Genomic DNA, 17,715 nt, shown 5'->3' with positions numbered 1-17,715 from the left:
TGAGGGGCAAGTAAGGAAAAGCACAGGATAGAAAAATGGAACCAAGTGACGATCAAAAGCTAGCGGACGAATGGGCGGCAGCTCTGGGCGAGGACCCGTCTGCACCGTCAATTGACGTAGATGAAGTATTGGCAGCACCTCTGGAGGAGCTGAAAGATACCTCAAGTCCAATATCTGATGATGAGCGTCGTAAACTCGACACTATCATGGATATTCCGGTAACGATTTCTATGGAAGTTGGCCGTTCGCAAATCAGCATCCGCAATCTATTGCAATTGAACCAAGGCTCCGTGGTGGAACTGGATCGTCTGGCGGGTGAATCACTGGATGTGTTGGTTAATGGCACTCTAATTGCGCACGGTGAAGTGGTTGTGGTCAACGACAAGTTCGGTATCCGTTTAACAGACGTGATCAGTCAGACTGAACGCATTAAGAAGCTTCGCTAATGAGCATTGGTTCAAAAAGATGGAAGCAAATAGCTGGCGCGCTGAGTTGCACACTAAGTGCGCCACTGGCTCGGGCTTCTTCTGCTTCGATGTCTGCGCCAAGCAGTTTTGATTTGCTGGCGACACTCGGTTCACTGGTGCTGGTTATCGGGGTGATATTGCTGCTTGCCTGGTTGTTGAAGCGCATGCAAGTGCCAGCATTCGGGCAACAAAAAGGCTTAAAAATCGTCAGCCAGTTACCTGTGGGAACCAAAGAGCGAATTGCCGTGATTCAGGTTGGTGAAGAGCAATTTTTAGTCGGCATCACTAGCCAATCTATCCAAACGCTTGCCAAGCTCGAGAAGCCTCTCAAAGAGGAAGAGTTGGCGAATACTGCTTTTGCCAATCAATTTAGTCAGCTGATAAAGAAAAATGACAAACGCTAACCCAATTCGTCTCATCATGAGCACCTTTATTTTGCTGGCGAGCGTACTGTTTTCTTCACTTTCGTTTGCTCAGGTGGAGGAGTCTTCACTGCCTGCTAATTTGGCAGAAGGGAACAGCGTAGCCGTTCAGGCGATGCAGAGTGAGACAGGCGCTAGCCGCACGATGTCGGTCACTAATAGCGGTGGAATACCAGCGTTTACCATGACCACCAATCCGGATGGTAGCGAAGATTATTCCATCACGCTGCAAATCCTCGCCTTAATGACCATGCTTGGCTTCTTGCCAGCAATGGTGATTTTGATGACGTCATTTACGCGCATTGTTGTGGTCATGTCGATTCTTCGTCAGGCGATGGGCCTGCAACAAACGCCTTCCAATCAGGTGATCATTGGTATCGCACTTTTCCTTACCTTCTTTGTGATGTCACCGGTGCTGAACGAGATAAACGATACCGCCATTCAACCTTATTTGAATGAGCAAGTGACTGCCAGAGAAGCGTTTGATGCCGCGCAGGTGCCAATGAAAGCCTTTATGCTCAAACAGACTCGAATTAAAGACCTAGAAACCTTCGTCAATATGTCGGGCGAGCAGGTGACAAACCCAGAAGACGTTTCCATGGCTGTACTGATTCCGGCGTTTATTACCTCTGAGCTGAAAACCGCTTTCCAAATTGGCTTTATGTTGTTCTTGCCGTTTTTGATCATCGACCTTGTCGTCGCTTCAGTACTTATGGCGATGGGTATGATGATGTTGTCACCGATGATTGTATCGTTGCCGTTTAAGCTGATGCTATTCGTGCTGGTGGATGGCTGGAATTTGATACTGTCGACGCTCGCCGGCAGTTTTGCCCTGTGATTGGCGCGGAGTAGAGGATAAGACATGACTCCAGAAATGTTTGTCGAGCTGTTCCGCGAAGCACTGTGGATGGTGCTGATCATGGTCTGCGCCATTATCATACCAAGCCTGCTTGTGGGTCTGATCGTGGCCGTTTTTCAGGCGGCAACTTCAATTAACGAACAGACCTTAAGCTTTTTGCCTCGTTTGATCATCACTTTGCTCGCTCTGATGCTCTTTGGACACTGGATGACACAAATGTTGATGGAGTACTTCTACGGCTTGATTGAGCGCCTGCCTCAAGTGCTGTACTAGGGACGCGCATGGAATACCCGTCTGGTATCATTTTGGAGTGGATTGCCAACTATTTTTGGCCGTATGTCCGTATCTCTTCCATGTTGATGGTGATGACCGTTACCGGGGCACGTTTTGTGTCGCCTCGAATTCGTCTCTACCTGGGGCTCGCCATTACGTTTGCGGTGATGCCTGCGATACCGACTGTTCCACAAGATATTGAGCTGGTCTCATTTCGCGGTTTTATGACCATTGCCGAGCAGATGATTATCGGCATTGCGATGGGCATGGTGACTCAATTCATGATTCAGACCTTTGTCTTGTTAGGTCAAATTCTCGGCATGCAATCCAGTTTGGGCTTTGCTTCGATGGTTGATCCGGCTAACGGACAAAATACCCCGTTGCTCGGTCAGCTGTTTATGTTTTTAACCACCATGTTCTTTCTTGCCACAGACGGGCATTTAAAAATGTTGCAGCTGGTGGTTTTCAGCTTTAAAACACTACCAATCGGCTCTGGCACTCTAACGGCAGTGGATTTCCGTGAGTTGGCGGGGTGGCTGGGCATCATGTTCAAAACGGCATTAAGTATGTCGCTATCAGGTATTATTGCTCTGTTGACCATCAACTTATCATTCGGTGTGATGACGCGTGCAGCACCGCAGTTAAATATATTTTCACTCGGCTTCGCGTTTGCCTTGATGGTCGGTTTGTTAATTTGTTGGTACATCTTGGCTGGCTTGTACAGCCATTACGAGTTGTACTGGGCTGTGGGTGAGGAGCAGATTTGTCGCCTCATTCGCTTGGAGTGCTAGTTTGGCAGAGTCAGACGGTCAGGAACGCACCGAAGAAGCCACGCCCCGACGGTTACAACAAGCCAGAGAAAAGGGGCAGGTTGCTCGGTCTAAAGAGCTTGCGTCAGCGTCGGTATTGATAGTTGGGGCCATTTCGCTGATGTGGTTTGGTGAGACATTAGCACGCGCGTTATTTTCCATAATGAGTCGCCTGTTCAATCTGACCCGTGATGAAATTTTTGATACCGCTAAGTTGTTCGATATCGCGTTAGGCGCGATGACGGAACTGTTTTTCCCACTCTTCCTGATTCTGGCCACCTTATTTGTCGCCGCGATGATAGGTGCAGCGGGTGTTGGTGGTATCAGTTTTTCTGCCCAGGCGGCCATGCCTAAGCTGTCAAAAATGAACCCGCTTAGTGGCCTTAAACGTATGGTTGGCATGCAAAGTTGGGTGGAGCTGATCAAATCGATCTTAAAAGTCGTACTGGTGACCGGATTCGCTATGTATTTGATTCAGGCGTCGCAAGCGGACTTGATTCAACTGAGCATGGACGTTTATCCGCAGAATATTCTCCATGCCCTCGATATCTTGCTGAACTTTATCTTACTGATCAGTTGCTCGTTACTGATAGTAGTTGCTATCGACATTCCCTTTCAGATTTGGCAACACTCCGATCAATTGAAAATGACCAAGCAAGAGGTCAAAGATGAATACAAAGAGACAGAAGGTAAGCCTGAGGTTAAAGGGCGAATCCGTATGTTGCAGCGGGAAGCAGCACAGCGCCGAATGATGGCTGACGTACCTCAAGCGGATGTTATCATAACCAACCCTGAGCACTTCTCGGTCGCGCTGCGCTATAAGCAGAAAACGGATCGTGCCCCTGTGGTTATCGCCAAAGGCACCGACCATATGGCAATGAAAATCCGTGAGGTGGCTCGTGAGCATGACATTACCATTGTCCCTGCGCCACCATTAGCTCGTGCGCTCTACCACAGTACGGAACTGGAGCAGGAGATCCCGGATGGTCTGTTTACCGCAGTGGCGCAAGTACTCGCATTTGTCTTCCAGTTAAAACAGTACCGCAAGCGTGGTGGTCAGAGACCTAAGCTTCAGGACTATGACTTGCCTATCCCACCGGAACATCGTCACTAGACGGAATAGTGCGTCAAATAAAAGTTCTTTGATTCAATGATTTGTGACCTGTTGAGCCTTTAGTCATTATTTTGGCGTAAATCATGGTACGCAGATTGCTAAGAATGATGTAACTATCAACAATTCCTAAACTTTTAGGCTAAAGCCGTCGCGCATAATCTCGTTACCAACGCGATGCTTTCACTCGATTGAGATACCTTGCAGTATGAAGTTAAACCTGCCATTTGCAGATAAATTGCCACGAATTCCTCAGCGTGAAATGCCAGCCATTGGCGCACCTGTTATGGTCTTGGCCACCCTTGCAATGGTGGTGTTGCCGATACCTGCATTCCTGCTGGATATGTTTTTCACCTTCAATATCGCGCTATCTATGGTGGTGTTGTTGGTGACGGTTTACACCCGGCGTCCGCTCGACTTTGCGGCATTTCCTACTGTCCTGCTTATTGCAACACTACTGCGTCTGGCACTAAACGTCGCGTCGACACGTGTCGTATTGCTGCACGGTCATGAAGGCGGAGATGCGGCAGGTAACGTTATCGAGGCGTTTGGTAACGTGGTAATTGGCGGCAACTACGCAGTTGGTTTGGTTGTTTTCCTCATCTTGATGATCATTAACTTTATGGTGGTCACCAAAGGTGCCGGTCGTATTTCAGAGGTAAGCGCTCGCTTTACTTTGGATGCTCTTCCGGGCAAGCAGATGGCGATCGATGCTGACTTGAATGCGGGTCTAATCGATCAGGAACAAGCGCGCGTGCGCCGTTTTGAAGTGACCAAAGAGGCGGATTTTTACGGCTCAATGGACGGTGCATCGAAGTTTGTGAAAGGGGATGCGATTGCTGGCATCCTGATTCTGTTTATTAATATTATCGGTGGTCTTTCCATCGGTATGGCGCAATACGGTTTAGGCTTTGGTGATGCGATTGAAATCTACACGCTGTTGACCATTGGTGACGGCTTGGTCGCACAGATCCCGTCACTATTGCTGTCGATTGCCGCTGCAATGATGGTGACGCGTCAGAACACGGATGAAGACATGGGCGAGCAGTTGGTGTTCCAAATGTTCGATAATCCCAAAGCGTTGATGATCACTGCAGCGATTCTTGGTGTGATGGGCATCGTCCCGGGCATGCCACACTTTGCGTTTTTATCGTTAGCCGTTGTGGCAGGAGCGGGCGCTTACTTTATCGATAAGCGTCAAAAGCAGAAAGCCAAAGAGCCAGCTTTACCCGCGACAGCCGATGAGGGTAATGAGCCATCTTCACAACGTGAGCTTTCGTGGGATGACGTTCAACCCGTTGATATTATTGGATTAGAAGTCGGCTATCGTCTGATTCCGCTTGTTGACCGTGATCAGGGTGGTGAACTGTTGGAGCGCGTTAAAGGTGTGCGTAAAAAGTTATCTCAGGACTTCGGCTTTCTCATCCCCGCCGTCCATATCCGAGACAATCTGGAACTGACCCCAAATAGCTACCGTATTACCTTGATGGGCGTCGCGGTAGGTGAAGCAGAAATCCGTCCGGACCAAGAACTCGCGATTAACCCCGGGCAGGTTTACGGCATGATTGATGGGGAACCAACCATTGATCCGGCATTTGGGCTTGAAGCCGTATGGATCCGTGAGGAGCAGCGCGAGCATGCTCAGGCGCTGGGTTACACAGTGGTGGATTCGTCCACGGTACTAGCAACGCACCTCAGTCAACAGCTGACCAACAATGCCTCGCAATTGATTGGTCATGAAGAAGTTCAGAACCTGATGGAAATGCTGGGTCGAAGTGCACCTAAGCTGGTGGAGAGTTTTATACCCGATCAGCTACCGCTGGGTGTGGTGGTGAAAGTACTGCAAAACCTGCTTAACGAAGCGATTCCAATTCGAGATATCCGTACCATCGTGCAAACCTTGGCGGAGTACTCCAGTAAGAGTCAAGAACCTGACATTTTAACGGCGGCCGTTCGTATCAGTCTGAAACGTTTAATTGTTCAGGAAATCAATGGTATAGAGCCTGAATTGCCAGTGATTACGCTGATTCCTGAACTGGAACAGATATTGCATCAAACAATGCAGGCGTCGGGCGGCGAATCTGCAGGTATTGAACCTGGGCTTGCCGAACGATTGCAGTCTTCACTGAGCCAGGCAACGCAAGAACAAGAATTGAAAGGCGAACCTTCTGTTCTGCTAACTTCTGGCGTTCTGCGCTCCACGTTGGCTAGATTTGTGAAGAACACAATCCCTAATCTTCGGGTACTTTCCTATCAGGAAATACCTGATGAGAAACAGATCAGAATTGTGCAAGCCGTGGGTAATTGATTCTCACGCCTTTTTAATGGATTGATAGTTTGAAAATAAAGCGATTTTTTGCCAAAGACATGCGAACAGCGCTGCTCCAAGTAAAAGAGGAGTTGGGTGCGGAAGCGGTAATCATGTCGAATAAGAAAGTGGCTGGCGGGGTAGCTATCGTGGCTGCCATCGATAGTGAATCAAACTCGTCTTCACCACAGGCTTCTGCGCAACTTAATCGCGCTACCTCTCTACCTAATCGCTACAACGAACATCGTCAAATGTCCTCTTCAGCGGCTGAGCGCTTTCAGGAACGCAGCTTAGAAGAAGATAAAATCAGCCTGCGTAGCAATAAAACGGATTCTCACGAAAAATCAGGCTCAATGACGCAGCGTTTTGCGAGCATGCTTAAGCATTACAGTGGTGGTGCAGAGGACCCGGATGAGTACGTTGCTGAAAATGAAGATTCACTGTCAGCACTCTTAAAGCGCCAAAATAAGCAACGTGACGAATACAGCCAAGAAAGAGCTGCGCCTTATCAGCCCGATTCTCCGTTGGCGAAGCTGATCGCTCAAGACGATCGCTTTGAACGTCCAAAGCCAAAACTCGACCCAACACGTTACGATCGCCGTAGACCTTCAGATGCCCGTGATGACTCACCGACAGAGCTGGAAAACATGCGCGAAGAGATGACATCAATTCGACGTCTTTTGGAGCATCAGGTTTCTGGTTTGATGTGGCAGGAAGTAGAGCGCCGCGAGCCGTTAAGAGCCATGCTCATCAAACGATTAGAAAGGATGGGCGTGTCTCCTGAGCTGGCGGATCAAATGGCGTGTTATATCCCAGAAGATACCAAACCAGCACGAGCATGGAAGGCGCTACTTTCTCTCGTCGCGGACCAAATCCATATTCCAAAGCAAGATATTTTAAAGCGCGGTGGTGTGGTTGCATTGCTTGGACCAACAGGCGTCGGTAAAACCACAACCGTAGCAAAGCTAGCGGCCAGGGCTGCGATGGAATACGGTGCCGACAACGTGGCACTGGTGACTACAGATACTTATCGTATCGGTGCCCATGAGCAGCTCTCAATTTATGGAAGAATTATGGGTTGTCCCGTAAGAGTTGCTAAAGATTCTAAAGAGTTAGCCGATGTAATATATCAGCTACGAAACAGAAGATTGATTTTGGTTGATACGGCAGGGATGGGCCAACGAGATGTGAGGCTGACCGAGCAACTCGACACCCTGATGCAAGAGAGCGGGGAAGTGATTCACAGCTACCTTGTTTTGCCCGCTACCGCACAACGCCGCGTTCTGCAAGAAACACTGGAACACTTCAGACGCATCCCACTGTCAGGTTGTATAATGACTAAACTTGATGAATCCCTGAGTCTAGGGGAGTTCATCAGTGTGGTGATTCAAAATGCACTGCCAGTGGCTTACATCGCTAATGGTCAGCGCGTGCCAGAAGACATTGTGATAGCACAACCAAAATACATGCTTGCGAAAGCAAATGAACTGTTAGAGAAGTCGATAGAGAATGAACCTCACTTTTGGAACAGTGAAAGTGAAGGACTCTAGGGCGACGGATTACTATGACTGAGAATATGATACACGATCAAGCAAGCGGCCTCCGTCGCTTAACACAGCCATCATTAACCAAAGTAATTGCTGTTACTGGTGGTAAAGGTGGTGTGGGTAAATCAAACGTAACACTGGGTCTTGCGATCTCTATGGCTCGTCAAGGCAAGAAAGTAATGGTTCTTGACGCTGACCTAGGCCTGGCTAATGTTGACGTAATGCTCGGGATTCGTTCAAAGCGCAACTTAGGACATGTCCTGGCTGGGGAGTGTGAGTTAAAAGATGCGATTGTTGAAGGACCTTATGGCATTAAGATAATTCCGGCAACATCTGGCTCACAGAGCATGACTGAGCTTTCTCATTCACAGCATGCTGGGCTTATTCGTGCATTTGGCAGTCTTGAAGATGAAATGGATGTCCTACTGGTTGATACCGCTGCAGGTATCTCAGACATGGTGATCAGTTTCTCACGAGCCGCCCAAGATGTGGTTGTCGTTGTGTGCGATGAGCCGACGTCGATCACTGACGCCTACGCACTAATCAAACTGTTGAGTAAAGAGCATCAGGTTCAACGCTTTAAAATCGTCGCGAACATGGTTCGAAGCTATCGTGAAGGGCGAGAACTGTTTGCAAAACTGACACTTGTCACTGAACGATTCCTGAATGTAAGCCTTGAACTTGTCGCCTGCATTCCTTTAGATGATAAAGTCCGTCAGGCAGTTAAACGCCAGAAAATTGTCGTAGATGCGTTCCCTCGCTCTCCTGCAGCGTTAGCGATCAGTTCTTTAGCGAATAAAGCATTAACGTGGCCAATACCAAAAACGCCAAGTGGACACTTGGAGTTTTTTGTCGAAAGGCTGCTAAATCGTAGTGAATTCACAGAGGACCCATTTGGTGAATAATGCAGTAACCTACGATCAACGCGGGAAAGTAAACAGTCAACAGGCGTTCATAGAGCGTTATTCTGTGTTGGTTAAGCGTATTGCTCATCACCTTTTAGGCCGCTTACCGCCGAGTGTTCAGGTAGAGGATTTAATCCAGGCCGGCATGATCGGCCTTATCGAAGCTCAGCAGAATTATGACGGCACGAAAGGTGCGAGCTTTGAAACCTATGCTGGTATCCGTATTCGCGGCGCCATGTTAGACGACATGCGCAAAGGGGATTGGGTTCCGCGTTCGGTTCATAAAAACAATCGTGAAATTAATCAAGCTATTGCAGAGCTCGAAGGCATTCTCAACCGTGACCCGACAGACTCTGAAGTGGCGGCACATCTCGAAATGACGTTGGATCAATATCATAGTGCGCTAACTGATATAAACTGCTCAAAGTTAGTCGGTATTGAGGATTTAGGCGTTTCAGATGATGTCATTTCTCCGTCAGATGAAAGTGATAACAGCAACCCGTTTAAAGGTGTGGCTGACGAATCTTTTCGTAAAGCACTGATTGAATCAATAAAACAGCTTCCAGAGCGTGAAGCATTGGTACTTTCGCTTTATTATGACGAAGAACTTAACTTAAAAGAAATTGGCGATGTTTTGGGCGTAAGCGAATCTCGCGTAAGTCAAATTCTGAGTCAATCGATGCAACGTTTACGCACCAAGCTGAGTGCGTGGACACAAAATAATTAGAAAACACTGACTTTATGATTCAGTGGAGGCAATTTTGAATAAAAACATGAAGATCCTTATTGTTGATGATTTCTCAACAATGCGCCGTATTGTTAAAAACCTGCTTCGTGACTTGGGTTTCAATAACACTCAAGAAGCGGATGACGGTTTAACTGCATTACCAATGCTGAAAAAAGGTGACTTCGATTTTGTGGTAACTGACTGGAACATGCCAGGTATGCAAGGTATCGATTTGCTAAGACATATCCGCGCGGATGCTGAACTAAAGCACCTTCCTGTTCTTATGATTACAGCTGAAGCGAAACGTGAGCAGATCATCGAAGCGGCTCAAGCTGGCGTTAATGGTTACATTGTTAAGCCATTTACCGCTGCAACACTAAAAGAAAAACTAGAGAAAATTTTCGAGCGTTTATAACTCTTTTATTCTTTGTTAGTCGAGTCATTCATACCAAATAAAAAAACCTCAACAATGACTCGATTAGTGTTTCCCAAAGCGATAAGAAGAACTAAACGTAAAAGGTCTATTCAGAATGATCTCACTAGAGCAGGCGAAGTCGCTCGTTCAAATGTTAGAGAACGGGCAACAAGAGCAAGCCAATATGCTCGTTGCCTCGTTATATGAAGGCGTTGAGAATCCAATGCTTCAAGAAATTGGAGCCTTAACTCGCGATCTTCACGATTCACTCAAGCAGTTCAACTTCGATCAGCGCATGACCGAAATAGCTCAGGATGAAATCCCGGATGCACGGGATCGTCTTAACTATGTGATTGAGAAAACGGAGCTGGCAGCCAACAAAACGATGGATGCAGTAGATTGCTGCCTTCCCATCGCAGATAACTTGCATGAAGGTCTTCTGCAAGTCCGTCCTCAGTGGAATGAACTGATGCGCGGTCGTATTGAGTTAAGTGAATTTAAAGCACTTTGCCATCGTATCGACAAGCTTTTGGTTCAGGTAGAAGGCGACAGCACCGAATTGCGCGGTCAATTGACCGAAATTCTCATGGCACAAGACTTCCAAGACTTAACAGGCCAAATCATTCGACGAGTGATCACACTGGTGAATGAAGTGGAAGGCCGTTTGGTAGACATCCTCACCGTATTCTCTGGTAACAAACCAGAAGAACAGACTCAAGTTTTGACAACATCGGCAGATAAAAAGAATAAACCATCAAGTGAAGCCGAGGGTCCGATTCTTCACCCTGAACTGAGAGAAGATGCGGTTTCATCGCAGGACGAAGTCGATGACTTGTTGTCCAGTCTTGGATTTTAAAGGTAACGTATGAGCTACGATTTAGACGAAGATATTCTGCACGACTTTCTCATTGAAGCGGGCGAAATTCTAGAGCTGCTTTCCGAGCAATTAGTAGAACTGGAAAACAACCCGGAAGACAAAGACTTACTCAATGCTATTTTCCGCGGTTTCCATACTGTAAAAGGAGGCGCTGGCTTCCTTTCATTAGCTGAGCTAGTGGATACATGCCATGGTGCGGAGAACGTTTTCGACGTATTGCGTAATGGTCAACGCTCAGTAACGCCAAGCCTGATGGATACCATGCTTAAGGCGCTGGATACGGTCAACACTCAATTCCAGGCAGTACAAGCCCGTGAAGTGCCAGAAGTCGCAGAACCTGCACTCCTCGCAGAGCTACACCGTTTATGTAAGCCTGAATCCGAAGATGAGGCAGTGACAATCGCAGTTGAAGAGCCTGCGACTCCATCAGAGCCAGCCGCTCCGCAGCAAGAACTGTCGTTACCGACTGCTGGTTCAAGTATTGGTTCTGTAGACGAAATTACTCAAGACGAATTTGAAAAGCTGCTGGATGAATTGCATGGTAAAGGCAGCGCTCCGGGTGTCTCTAAATCTGAACCTACACCAACACAAGCAAACGCTTCTGTCGGTGATAGCGGTGATATAACCGACGACGAATTTGAACGTCTTCTGGATGAACTGCATGGTGTTGGTAAGAGCCCATCCTCGTCGACTTCTGCGCCAGTTGAGCCACCAAAATCGCCAGAACCAGCCGCTCCGGTTAGTTCTTCATCATTTTCGGATAACGACAGTGATCTGATGACGGATGAAGAGTTCGAGAAGTTACTCGATGAACTGCACGGTACGGGTAAAGGACCATCGGTTGAAGAGCTCGACATGGCGACTAAGCCCGCCTCTACAAACCCAGCTCCAGTAGCACCGAAAGCGACAGCAGCACCTGCACCACAGCCAACTGCCAAGCCAGTCGCGGTGAAGGAAGAAACCAAAGCTTCGGCACCCGCGGTCAAGAAACCACAGGCGGAGGCAACAGTACGTGTTGATACCTCCACGCTTGATACCATTATGAATATGGTTGGTGAGCTGGTATTGGTTCGTAACCGTCTATTAAGTCTTGGGCTTAACAGCAATGACGAAGAAATGTCGAAAGCAGTGGCGAACTTAGATGTTGTCACAGCCGATCTGCAAGGTGCAGTCATGAAAACGCGCATGCAGCCAATCAAAAAAGTGTTTGGTCGTTTCCCGCGTGTTGTTCGCGATCTGGCGCGTAACCTGAATAAAGACATCGTGCTGGAAATGCGCGGTGAAGAAACGGATCTGGATAAAAACCTGGTGGAAGCCTTGGCCGATCCATTGATCCACTTAGTGCGGAACTCGGTCGATCATGGCATTGAAATGCCAGATGATCGCGTAAAAGCGGGCAAATCACGCACTGGTAAAGTAATTCTTTCTGCGTCTCAGGAAGGGGATCATATTGAACTGGCGATCGTCGATGACGGTGGCGGTATGGACCCGAACAAACTTCGTGGTATCGCCGTCAAACGTGGCATGATGGACGAAGATGCCGCTGCTCGCTTAACCGATAAAGAATGCTTCAACTTGATCTTTGCTCCTGGTTTCTCAAGTAAAGAAAAGATCTCTGATATCTCAGGTCGCGGCGTTGGTATGGATGTCGTAAAAACCGCCATCAATACCCTCAATGGTTCAATCGATATTGATTCTGAGCTAGGTAAAGGCACCAAGATTACCATCAAAGTGCCGTTGACACTGGCTATCTTACCAACACTGATGGTTGGTGTTGGTGGTCATCCGTTCGCGTTACCTTTGGCGTCTGTGAATGAAATCTTCCATTTAGATTTAAGCCGCACGAACGTCGTCGATGGTCAGCTGACGATTATTGTCCGTGATAAATCAATCCCGTTGTTCTATCTGCAAAACTGGCTGGCGACTAAGTCCCCACGAGTTCAGGAGCGCACTGGTCATGGTCATGTTGTCATCGTGCAAATAGGCAGCCAACGTGTTGGTTTTGTCGTTGATACGCTGATTGGACAGGAAGAAGTGGTGATCAAACCGCTGGATAAGTTATTGCAAGGTACCCCGGGTATGGCGGGAGCAACAATCACCAGTGATGGTCACATCGCATTGATTCTTGATGTGCCTGATTTACTGACGCGATACGCATCGGGTTCACGTATTTAACCGAAGCGGTCGTTTAGAAAAGGAATAAAATGGCGATTAAAGTACTAGTCGTTGATGATTCGAGTTTTTTCCGTCGTCGCGTTAGCGAAATCATCAACTCAGAATCGCGCCTTGAGGTGATTGACGTTGCTGTTAACGGCAGAGAAGCGGTAGAAAAAGCCAAATCTCTTAAGCCTGACGTCATTACCATGGACATTGAAATGCCCGTGATGGATGGTATCACGGCGGTTCGTGAAATCATGGCTGCGTCACCGACGCCAATCCTGATGTTTTCGTCACTGACTCATGATGGAGCGAAAGCAACGCTGGATGCGCTGGAAGCGGGTGCACTGGATTTCTTACCGAAAAAATTTGAAGACATCGCGCGCAACCGTGATGAGGCGGTATCGCTACTTCAGCAGCGCATCATTCAGATTGCGCCTAAGCGTGCTTTCTTACGTCGTCCTGTTGCCCGCACATCTCCAACGGCAACCACGTCACTGACTCGACCGCTTGCTACGCGCGATCCGATCCCGGCTGCACCAAAGCCTCGCTCTTCAGTGGCGAAGTATCGAGCATCCGGAAAACGATATCAGCTCACGGCCATCGGCACGTCGACAGGTGGCCCTGTGGCACTGCAAAAGATTTTGACGCGTTTGCCTGTGAATTATCCGCATCCGATCGTGCTTATTCAGCACATGCCGGCAACTTTTACCGCCGCTTTCGCCAGTCGCCTGAATACGCTGTGCAAAATTCAAGTGAAAGAAGCGCAGGATGGCGATGCATTGCAAGCTGGCGTGGCGTATCTCGCTCCGGGTGGTAAACAGATGATGGTCGATGGCCGCGCAGGTGTAGCGAGACTACGCATTATTGATGGCGGCGATCGAATGAACTATAAACCGTGTGTCGATGTGACCTTTGGCTCAGCTGCGAAAGTGTACGGTGATAAAGTGCTCTCGTTAGTGCTCACCGGAATGGGTGCTGATGGCCGGGAAGGCGCGCGCATGTTGAAATCGGCAGGTTCAACCATTTGGGCGCAAGACGAAGATAGCTGTGTGGTTTACGGTATGCCTCAGGCCGTCGCGAAAGCGGGGATTTCGTCTGAAGATTTACCCCTGGACCGCATTGCTGAGCGCATTCTGGTCGAAGTGGGGTTAGCGTAGGATAAAGCATGATCGTTTGGAGTGTAGCTAACCAAAAAGGTGGGGTAGGCAAAACCACCACCACAGTGACATTAGCCGGTCTTTTAAGTCAAAAAGGTCATCGCGTGCTTATGGTCGATACCGATCCGCATGGTTCACTTACGACTTATCTCGGTTATGACGCTGATAACGTGGCATCAAGCTTGTTTGATCTTTTTCAGCTTAAGACCTTCACGCATGAAACCGTAAAGCCGTTGATTATTAAAACGGAACTGGACGGTATGGACATCATTCCTGCCCACATGTCTCTTGCGACGCTGGATAGGGTGATGGGCAATCGCAGTGGTATGGGGCTTATCCTGAAGCGAGCGCTCAAAGCGGTTTCCCTAGATTATGATTACGTGCTGATTGACTGTCCGCCGATTCTTGGTGTGATGATGGTGAATGCGCTTGCCGCCAGTGACCGTATTTTGATTCCGGTGCAGACAGAGTTTTTGGCGATGAAGGGGCTTGAGCGCATGATGCGCACCCTGAGTATCATGAAAAAATCACGTCCGAATGGCTTTAACGTCACGATAGTGCCAACCATGTACGACAAGCGCACGCGAGCTTCATTGCAGACCCTGACCCAACTGAAGCAGGACTACCCAAATCAGGTGTGGTCATCGGCCGTGCCGATTGATACTAAGTTTCGCGATGCGAGCCTGAAGCATCTGCCTGTTTCGCACTTTGCATCTGGCAGTCGCGGTGTCTTTGCGTATAAGCAGTTACTGATTTATCTGGAGAGGTTAGCGCTCGATGAGTAATCATGATGTCATATCCAGTGAACAGGCACTTGATGATTACTTCTGCGCATTGCTAGACGAAGACACTGAGCTTGAAGAGCTGGATGAAGAATTTGACTTACTTGCTCAAGAACTCGCATCTTCAGAGCCAGAGCCAGAGCCAGAGCCAAAGCCAGAATTGCAGTTGCAACCTCTTCAAGAGGAGTCTTCCGCATTTCGAGAATCTTATTCCTCAGAGCTGGAAGCCCCGAACTTAGAAGACGTAGAGCGTTTATTAAGTCAGCTTGAGTCGACCAATGTGGTTGATGAACTGGATATCGAAGAGATTCTGGCTCAGAACACTATGGCGATTGCTCAGCAAGCTAAGCCGAGTTCAGTGGCGGTGTCGCAACCTGTTGAGGACGAGGAAGAAGTTCAGGAATGGGTTACCGAAGTGCCAGTTATCGAAGTAAACCAGCCTGAAATAATCTCGGTTCAACCAGAACTCGAACAAGTTATCGAACCTGAGCCAGAACTGGCAGTGGCTTCTGAGTCCAAAGTTTTAGCAAGCTCATGGGAAACGACTCATCGAAGTGAAGATTTTCAGGTGCTTTACTTCGATGTGAACGAAGTGATGTTTGCGGTTGCTCTCGATGAGCTAGGTGGCATTCATCGTATCACTGAACTGAATCATTTGATTGGTAAACCCGAATGGTATTTGGGGCTACAGACCAGTCGAGAGCAAAAGTTTGATGTGGTTGATACCGCAAAGTGGGTGATGGCCGACAAGCTTTGCGGGGAAGAATACAAAGATAACTACCAATATGTCGTCATGCTTGGTGAGAGCATGTGGGGGTTAGCCAGTAACCAGTTGATGGGAACTGAGACACTCAATGTCGACAACGTTCGCTGGCGTGAAAAGGCGGGAAAACGCCCATGGTTAGCGGGCATGGTGAAAGAAAAAATGTGTGCTTTAATTCACGTCCAAGCACTCATTGACATGCTAAACGCGGGTTTAGATGTCAAATCAATGAATTAGAATGAAGTCGGGAACGACATTAACGAGGATTAACTATGTCTCAAGCTTTTGAAGTTGAAGTGAAGAAAGATGCCACAAATGACGAAGTGCTTCAGTGGGTGACGTTCCAGCTAGAAGAAGAAACGTACGGCATTAACGTTATGCAAGTACGTGAAGTTCTTCGTTATACAGAAATTGCACCTGTACCTGGTGCGCCAGATTACGTGCTGGGTATTATTAATCTGCGTGGTAACGTGGTTACTGTTATCGATACGCGTTCACGCTTTGGCTTAATTGAAGGCGAAGTGACGGATAATACACGTATCATCGTTATCGAATCTGAGCGTCAGGTGATTGGTATTCTGGTCGACAGTGTTGCTGAAGTGGTTTACCTGCGTTCTTCTGAGATCGACACCACACCTTCTGTGGGTACTGACGAGAGTGCGAAGTTCATTCAAGGCGTTAGTAATCGCGATGGCAAGCTTCTTATCCTGGTTGATTTGAACAAGCTATTGACTGAAGACGAATGGGATGACATGGCTCATCTGTAATTGGCTGAATGATCATGGCTGAAGTGAATTTTTTATCTATCCCCGTCATTGCTGGTGGTGTCGCTTTTGTAGTGCTCGTACTGCTGGTTTTGCAACTGCGTATTCGCTCCGGTTTGCAAAGAAAAATCGAACAGCAAAGAGCCCAAACTCGACACACTGAGAAAGAAGTACAGAAACTGAGCAAGCAGCTACTGGAAGTTCGATCTGTGGTTGTTGGCTTAGGGCAAAAGGTTACCGAGCAACAAGATATTATCCAGCACCTCAACGAGCGTATTCGCGAGCTGGAACATGCCGATACAGACGGGCGCTTGTATAGCCGAGCCTCCAAAATGGTTCAACTCGGCGCGGATATTAACGAGTTGATTGAAGAGTGCGAATTACCTAAAGCTGAAGCTGAGCTAATGTTATCGCTACAGAAAAAGCTGGCCGGGAAAGAGAAAATTCCGCCACTCAGTAGCCGTCCTTCAGAGATGTCGAGGCATCCATCGTCAGGTATGCGACGTTAGTTATAAAAGAAGCTTCGGCTTCTTTTTTTAATCTACCGCCCAAAACGGTAGGTTTTCTCCCTTATGAAATTAAGGCCTCATCCTCATTAATCTTTATAACCATTTATGGTTATATTTATCGAATTGTGTAAGTAAGTTAACAAAAATTCATGAACTTACTTACATCTCTTGGCTCTTGTTCTGTTTCGTCTTATCTAAGCTGTGCTAATATAGCCGCTCGTTCATTATTTAGTTGAAGCCCTATGTTAGAAGTGTCTAACCTTACTGCGATCCGTGACGAAAGGGTCCTGTTTGAAAACCTGAAATTTACGATAAAACCAGGCGAACTAGTCCAGATTGAAGGGCGAAACGGAACGGGCAAAACGACGTTATTACGCATTGTTACAGGGTTAGGCGACAGAGAAGACGGTATTATCAAATGGAAGGGAGAAGAGGTTGAAAAGTCTCGTGACATCTTTCACCGGGATCTACTGTTTCTGGGACACCAAACGGGCGTAAAACGTGAACTTACCGCATTAGAAAACTTACGTTTTTACCAGTCTATTCATAACAACCAAATCTCCGATGAAGAAATCTTTACTGCGTTAACTCAAGTTGGGTTAGCAGGAAGAGAAGATATTCCCGTCGCTCAACTTTCAGCTGGTCAGCAACGCCGCGTAGCGCTGGCGAGGCTTTGGCTAAGCAAGCAAATCTTGTGGATTCTGGATGAACCACTTACGGCGATAGATAAGCAAGGTGTCAAAGTGTTAGAGGCTTTGTTTGCTAATCATGCTGATAATGGTGGAATTGTGATTTTGACCACACACCAAGATATGTTTTCTGATAGCCCGAAACTTAGAAAAATAAAACTGGGTGATTAA

General features: G+C 47.7%; 19 protein-coding genes. All 19 read left to right on the top strand.

Annotation, left to right across the window (positions count from 1 at the left end):
* Nucleotides 1-35: 35 nt before the first annotated feature.
* Nucleotides 36-446 carry a flagellar motor switch protein FliN gene (gene fliN, locus DBX26_RS10455; protein ID WP_005448377.1) on the top strand — a complete coding sequence of 137 codons (411 nt, stop codon included), beginning with the start codon at nucleotides 36-38 and terminating at the stop codon, nucleotides 444-446.
* Entirely contained in the window at nucleotides 446-871 is a 426-nt protein-coding gene (gene fliO, locus DBX26_RS10450) for a flagellar biosynthetic protein FliO (RefSeq protein ID WP_118119058.1), read from the top strand. The genes fliN and fliO overlap by 1 nt, the downstream gene beginning before the upstream one ends.
* On the top strand, nucleotides 858-1,727 hold the full coding sequence (gene fliP, locus DBX26_RS10445) for a flagellar type III secretion system pore protein FliP (protein WP_118119056.1): 870 nt from the start codon (nucleotides 858-860) through the stop codon (nucleotides 1,725-1,727). Before fliO ends, fliP begins: the two co-directional genes overlap by 14 nt.
* 24 nt (nucleotides 1,728-1,751) lie before the next feature.
* Nucleotides 1,752-2,021 (top strand): flagellar biosynthesis protein FliQ, encoded by a 270-nt coding sequence (gene fliQ / locus DBX26_RS10440; RefSeq protein ID WP_014232658.1) that lies wholly within the window; start codon nucleotides 1,752-1,754, stop codon nucleotides 2,019-2,021.
* 8 nt (nucleotides 2,022-2,029) lie between these two features.
* Nucleotides 2,030-2,812 carry a flagellar biosynthetic protein FliR gene (gene fliR / locus DBX26_RS10435; protein ID WP_065297208.1) on the top strand — a complete coding sequence of 261 codons (783 nt, stop codon included), beginning with the start codon at nucleotides 2,030-2,032 and terminating at the stop codon, nucleotides 2,810-2,812.
* A 1-nt stretch (nucleotide 2,813) separates the two neighbouring features.
* Nucleotides 2,814-3,944 (top strand): flagellar biosynthesis protein FlhB, encoded by a 1,131-nt coding sequence (gene flhB / locus DBX26_RS10430; RefSeq protein ID WP_020333596.1) that lies wholly within the window; start codon nucleotides 2,814-2,816, stop codon nucleotides 3,942-3,944.
* Between the two features lie 205 nt (nucleotides 3,945-4,149).
* Nucleotides 4,150-6,249 carry a flagellar biosynthesis protein FlhA gene (gene flhA, locus DBX26_RS10425; protein WP_014232655.1) on the top strand — a complete coding sequence of 700 codons (2,100 nt, stop codon included), beginning with the start codon at nucleotides 4,150-4,152 and terminating at the stop codon, nucleotides 6,247-6,249.
* Nucleotides 6,250-6,278: 29 nt separating this feature from the next.
* The gene (gene flhF, locus DBX26_RS10420; RefSeq protein ID WP_118119054.1) at nucleotides 6,279-7,799 is read left to right on the top strand and encodes a flagellar biosynthesis protein FlhF; all 1,521 of its coding nucleotides are present in this window, start codon (nucleotides 6,279-6,281) and stop codon (nucleotides 7,797-7,799) included.
* Between the two features lie 14 nt (nucleotides 7,800-7,813).
* Nucleotides 7,814-8,701: a MinD/ParA family protein gene (locus DBX26_RS10415; protein WP_020333595.1), complete on the top strand. Its 888-nt coding sequence runs from the start codon at nucleotides 7,814-7,816 to the stop codon at nucleotides 8,699-8,701.
* Nucleotides 8,694-9,428 carry an RNA polymerase sigma factor FliA gene (locus tag DBX26_RS10410; protein ID WP_014232652.1) on the top strand — a complete coding sequence of 245 codons (735 nt, stop codon included), beginning with the start codon at nucleotides 8,694-8,696 and terminating at the stop codon, nucleotides 9,426-9,428. Before DBX26_RS10415 ends, DBX26_RS10410 begins: the two co-directional genes overlap by 8 nt.
* 46 nt (nucleotides 9,429-9,474) lie before the next feature.
* Complete coding sequence (gene cheY, locus DBX26_RS10405) at nucleotides 9,475-9,843, top strand: chemotaxis response regulator CheY (protein WP_020333593.1); 369 nt, start codon at nucleotides 9,475-9,477, stop codon at nucleotides 9,841-9,843.
* Between the two features lie 115 nt (nucleotides 9,844-9,958).
* Nucleotides 9,959-10,699, top strand: coding sequence for a protein phosphatase CheZ (locus DBX26_RS10400; RefSeq protein WP_014232650.1), 741 nt, complete (start codon nucleotides 9,959-9,961; stop codon nucleotides 10,697-10,699).
* Nucleotides 10,700-10,708: 9 nt separating this feature from the next.
* Nucleotides 10,709-12,895: a chemotaxis protein CheA gene (locus DBX26_RS10395; protein WP_118119052.1), complete on the top strand. Its 2,187-nt coding sequence runs from the start codon at nucleotides 10,709-10,711 to the stop codon at nucleotides 12,893-12,895.
* A 29-nt stretch (nucleotides 12,896-12,924) separates the two neighbouring features.
* Entirely contained in the window at nucleotides 12,925-14,037 is a 1,113-nt protein-coding gene (locus DBX26_RS10390; RefSeq protein ID WP_118119050.1) for a chemotaxis response regulator protein-glutamate methylesterase, read from the top strand.
* An 8-nt stretch (nucleotides 14,038-14,045) separates the two neighbouring features.
* On the top strand, nucleotides 14,046-14,822 hold the full coding sequence (locus tag DBX26_RS10385) for a ParA family protein (RefSeq protein ID WP_118119048.1): 777 nt from the start codon (nucleotides 14,046-14,048) through the stop codon (nucleotides 14,820-14,822).
* A complete protein-coding gene (locus tag DBX26_RS10380) occupies nucleotides 14,815-15,819 on the top strand; it encodes a chemotaxis protein CheW (RefSeq protein ID WP_118119045.1) in 1,005 nt (334 codons plus the stop codon). The genes DBX26_RS10385 and DBX26_RS10380 overlap by 8 nt, the downstream gene beginning before the upstream one ends.
* A gap of 35 nt (nucleotides 15,820-15,854) precedes the next feature.
* Nucleotides 15,855-16,349 (top strand): chemotaxis protein CheW, encoded by a 495-nt coding sequence (locus tag DBX26_RS10375; protein ID WP_014232645.1) that lies wholly within the window; start codon nucleotides 15,855-15,857, stop codon nucleotides 16,347-16,349.
* Between the two features lie 14 nt (nucleotides 16,350-16,363).
* Nucleotides 16,364-16,855: a DUF2802 domain-containing protein gene (locus DBX26_RS10370; protein WP_118119797.1), complete on the top strand. Its 492-nt coding sequence runs from the start codon at nucleotides 16,364-16,366 to the stop codon at nucleotides 16,853-16,855.
* Between the two features lie 242 nt (nucleotides 16,856-17,097).
* Entirely contained in the window at nucleotides 17,098-17,715 is a 618-nt protein-coding gene (gene ccmA, locus DBX26_RS10365; RefSeq protein ID WP_014232643.1) for a cytochrome c biogenesis heme-transporting ATPase CcmA, read from the top strand.

Source organism: Vibrio sp. dhg (genome assembly GCF_003443775.1).
Taxonomy (GTDB): Bacteria; Pseudomonadota; Gammaproteobacteria; order Enterobacterales; family Vibrionaceae; genus Vibrio; species Vibrio natriegens.
Note: the sequence above shows the minus strand (reverse complement) of the source record. Positions and strands in the feature narration are given on the sequence as shown.

Coding starts and splice junctions, on each gene's coding strand:
- fliN (WP_005448377.1), top strand. CDS start 36: ATGGAACCAAGTGACGATCAAAAGCTAGCGGACGAATGGGCGGCAGCT.
- fliO (WP_118119058.1), top strand. CDS start 446: ATGAGCATTGGTTCAAAAAGATGGAAGCAAATAGCTGGCGCGCTGAGT.
- fliP (WP_118119056.1), top strand. CDS start 858: ATGACAAACGCTAACCCAATTCGTCTCATCATGAGCACCTTTATTTTG.
- fliQ (WP_014232658.1), top strand. CDS start 1,752: ATGACTCCAGAAATGTTTGTCGAGCTGTTCCGCGAAGCACTGTGGATG.
- fliR (WP_065297208.1), top strand. CDS start 2,030: ATGGAATACCCGTCTGGTATCATTTTGGAGTGGATTGCCAACTATTTT.
- flhA (WP_014232655.1), top strand. CDS start 4,150: ATGAAGTTAAACCTGCCATTTGCAGATAAATTGCCACGAATTCCTCAG.
- DBX26_RS10415 (WP_020333595.1), top strand. CDS start 7,814: ATGACTGAGAATATGATACACGATCAAGCAAGCGGCCTCCGTCGCTTA.
- cheY (WP_020333593.1), top strand. CDS start 9,475: ATGAAGATCCTTATTGTTGATGATTTCTCAACAATGCGCCGTATTGTT.
- DBX26_RS10400 (WP_014232650.1), top strand. CDS start 9,959: ATGATCTCACTAGAGCAGGCGAAGTCGCTCGTTCAAATGTTAGAGAAC.
- DBX26_RS10395 (WP_118119052.1), top strand. CDS start 10,709: ATGAGCTACGATTTAGACGAAGATATTCTGCACGACTTTCTCATTGAA.
- DBX26_RS10390 (WP_118119050.1), top strand. CDS start 12,925: ATGGCGATTAAAGTACTAGTCGTTGATGATTCGAGTTTTTTCCGTCGT.
- DBX26_RS10385 (WP_118119048.1), top strand. CDS start 14,046: ATGATCGTTTGGAGTGTAGCTAACCAAAAAGGTGGGGTAGGCAAAACC.
- DBX26_RS10380 (WP_118119045.1), top strand. CDS start 14,815: ATGAGTAATCATGATGTCATATCCAGTGAACAGGCACTTGATGATTAC.
- DBX26_RS10375 (WP_014232645.1), top strand. CDS start 15,855: ATGTCTCAAGCTTTTGAAGTTGAAGTGAAGAAAGATGCCACAAATGAC.
- DBX26_RS10370 (WP_118119797.1), top strand. CDS start 16,364: ATGGCTGAAGTGAATTTTTTATCTATCCCCGTCATTGCTGGTGGTGTC.
- ccmA (WP_014232643.1), top strand. CDS start 17,098: ATGTTAGAAGTGTCTAACCTTACTGCGATCCGTGACGAAAGGGTCCTG.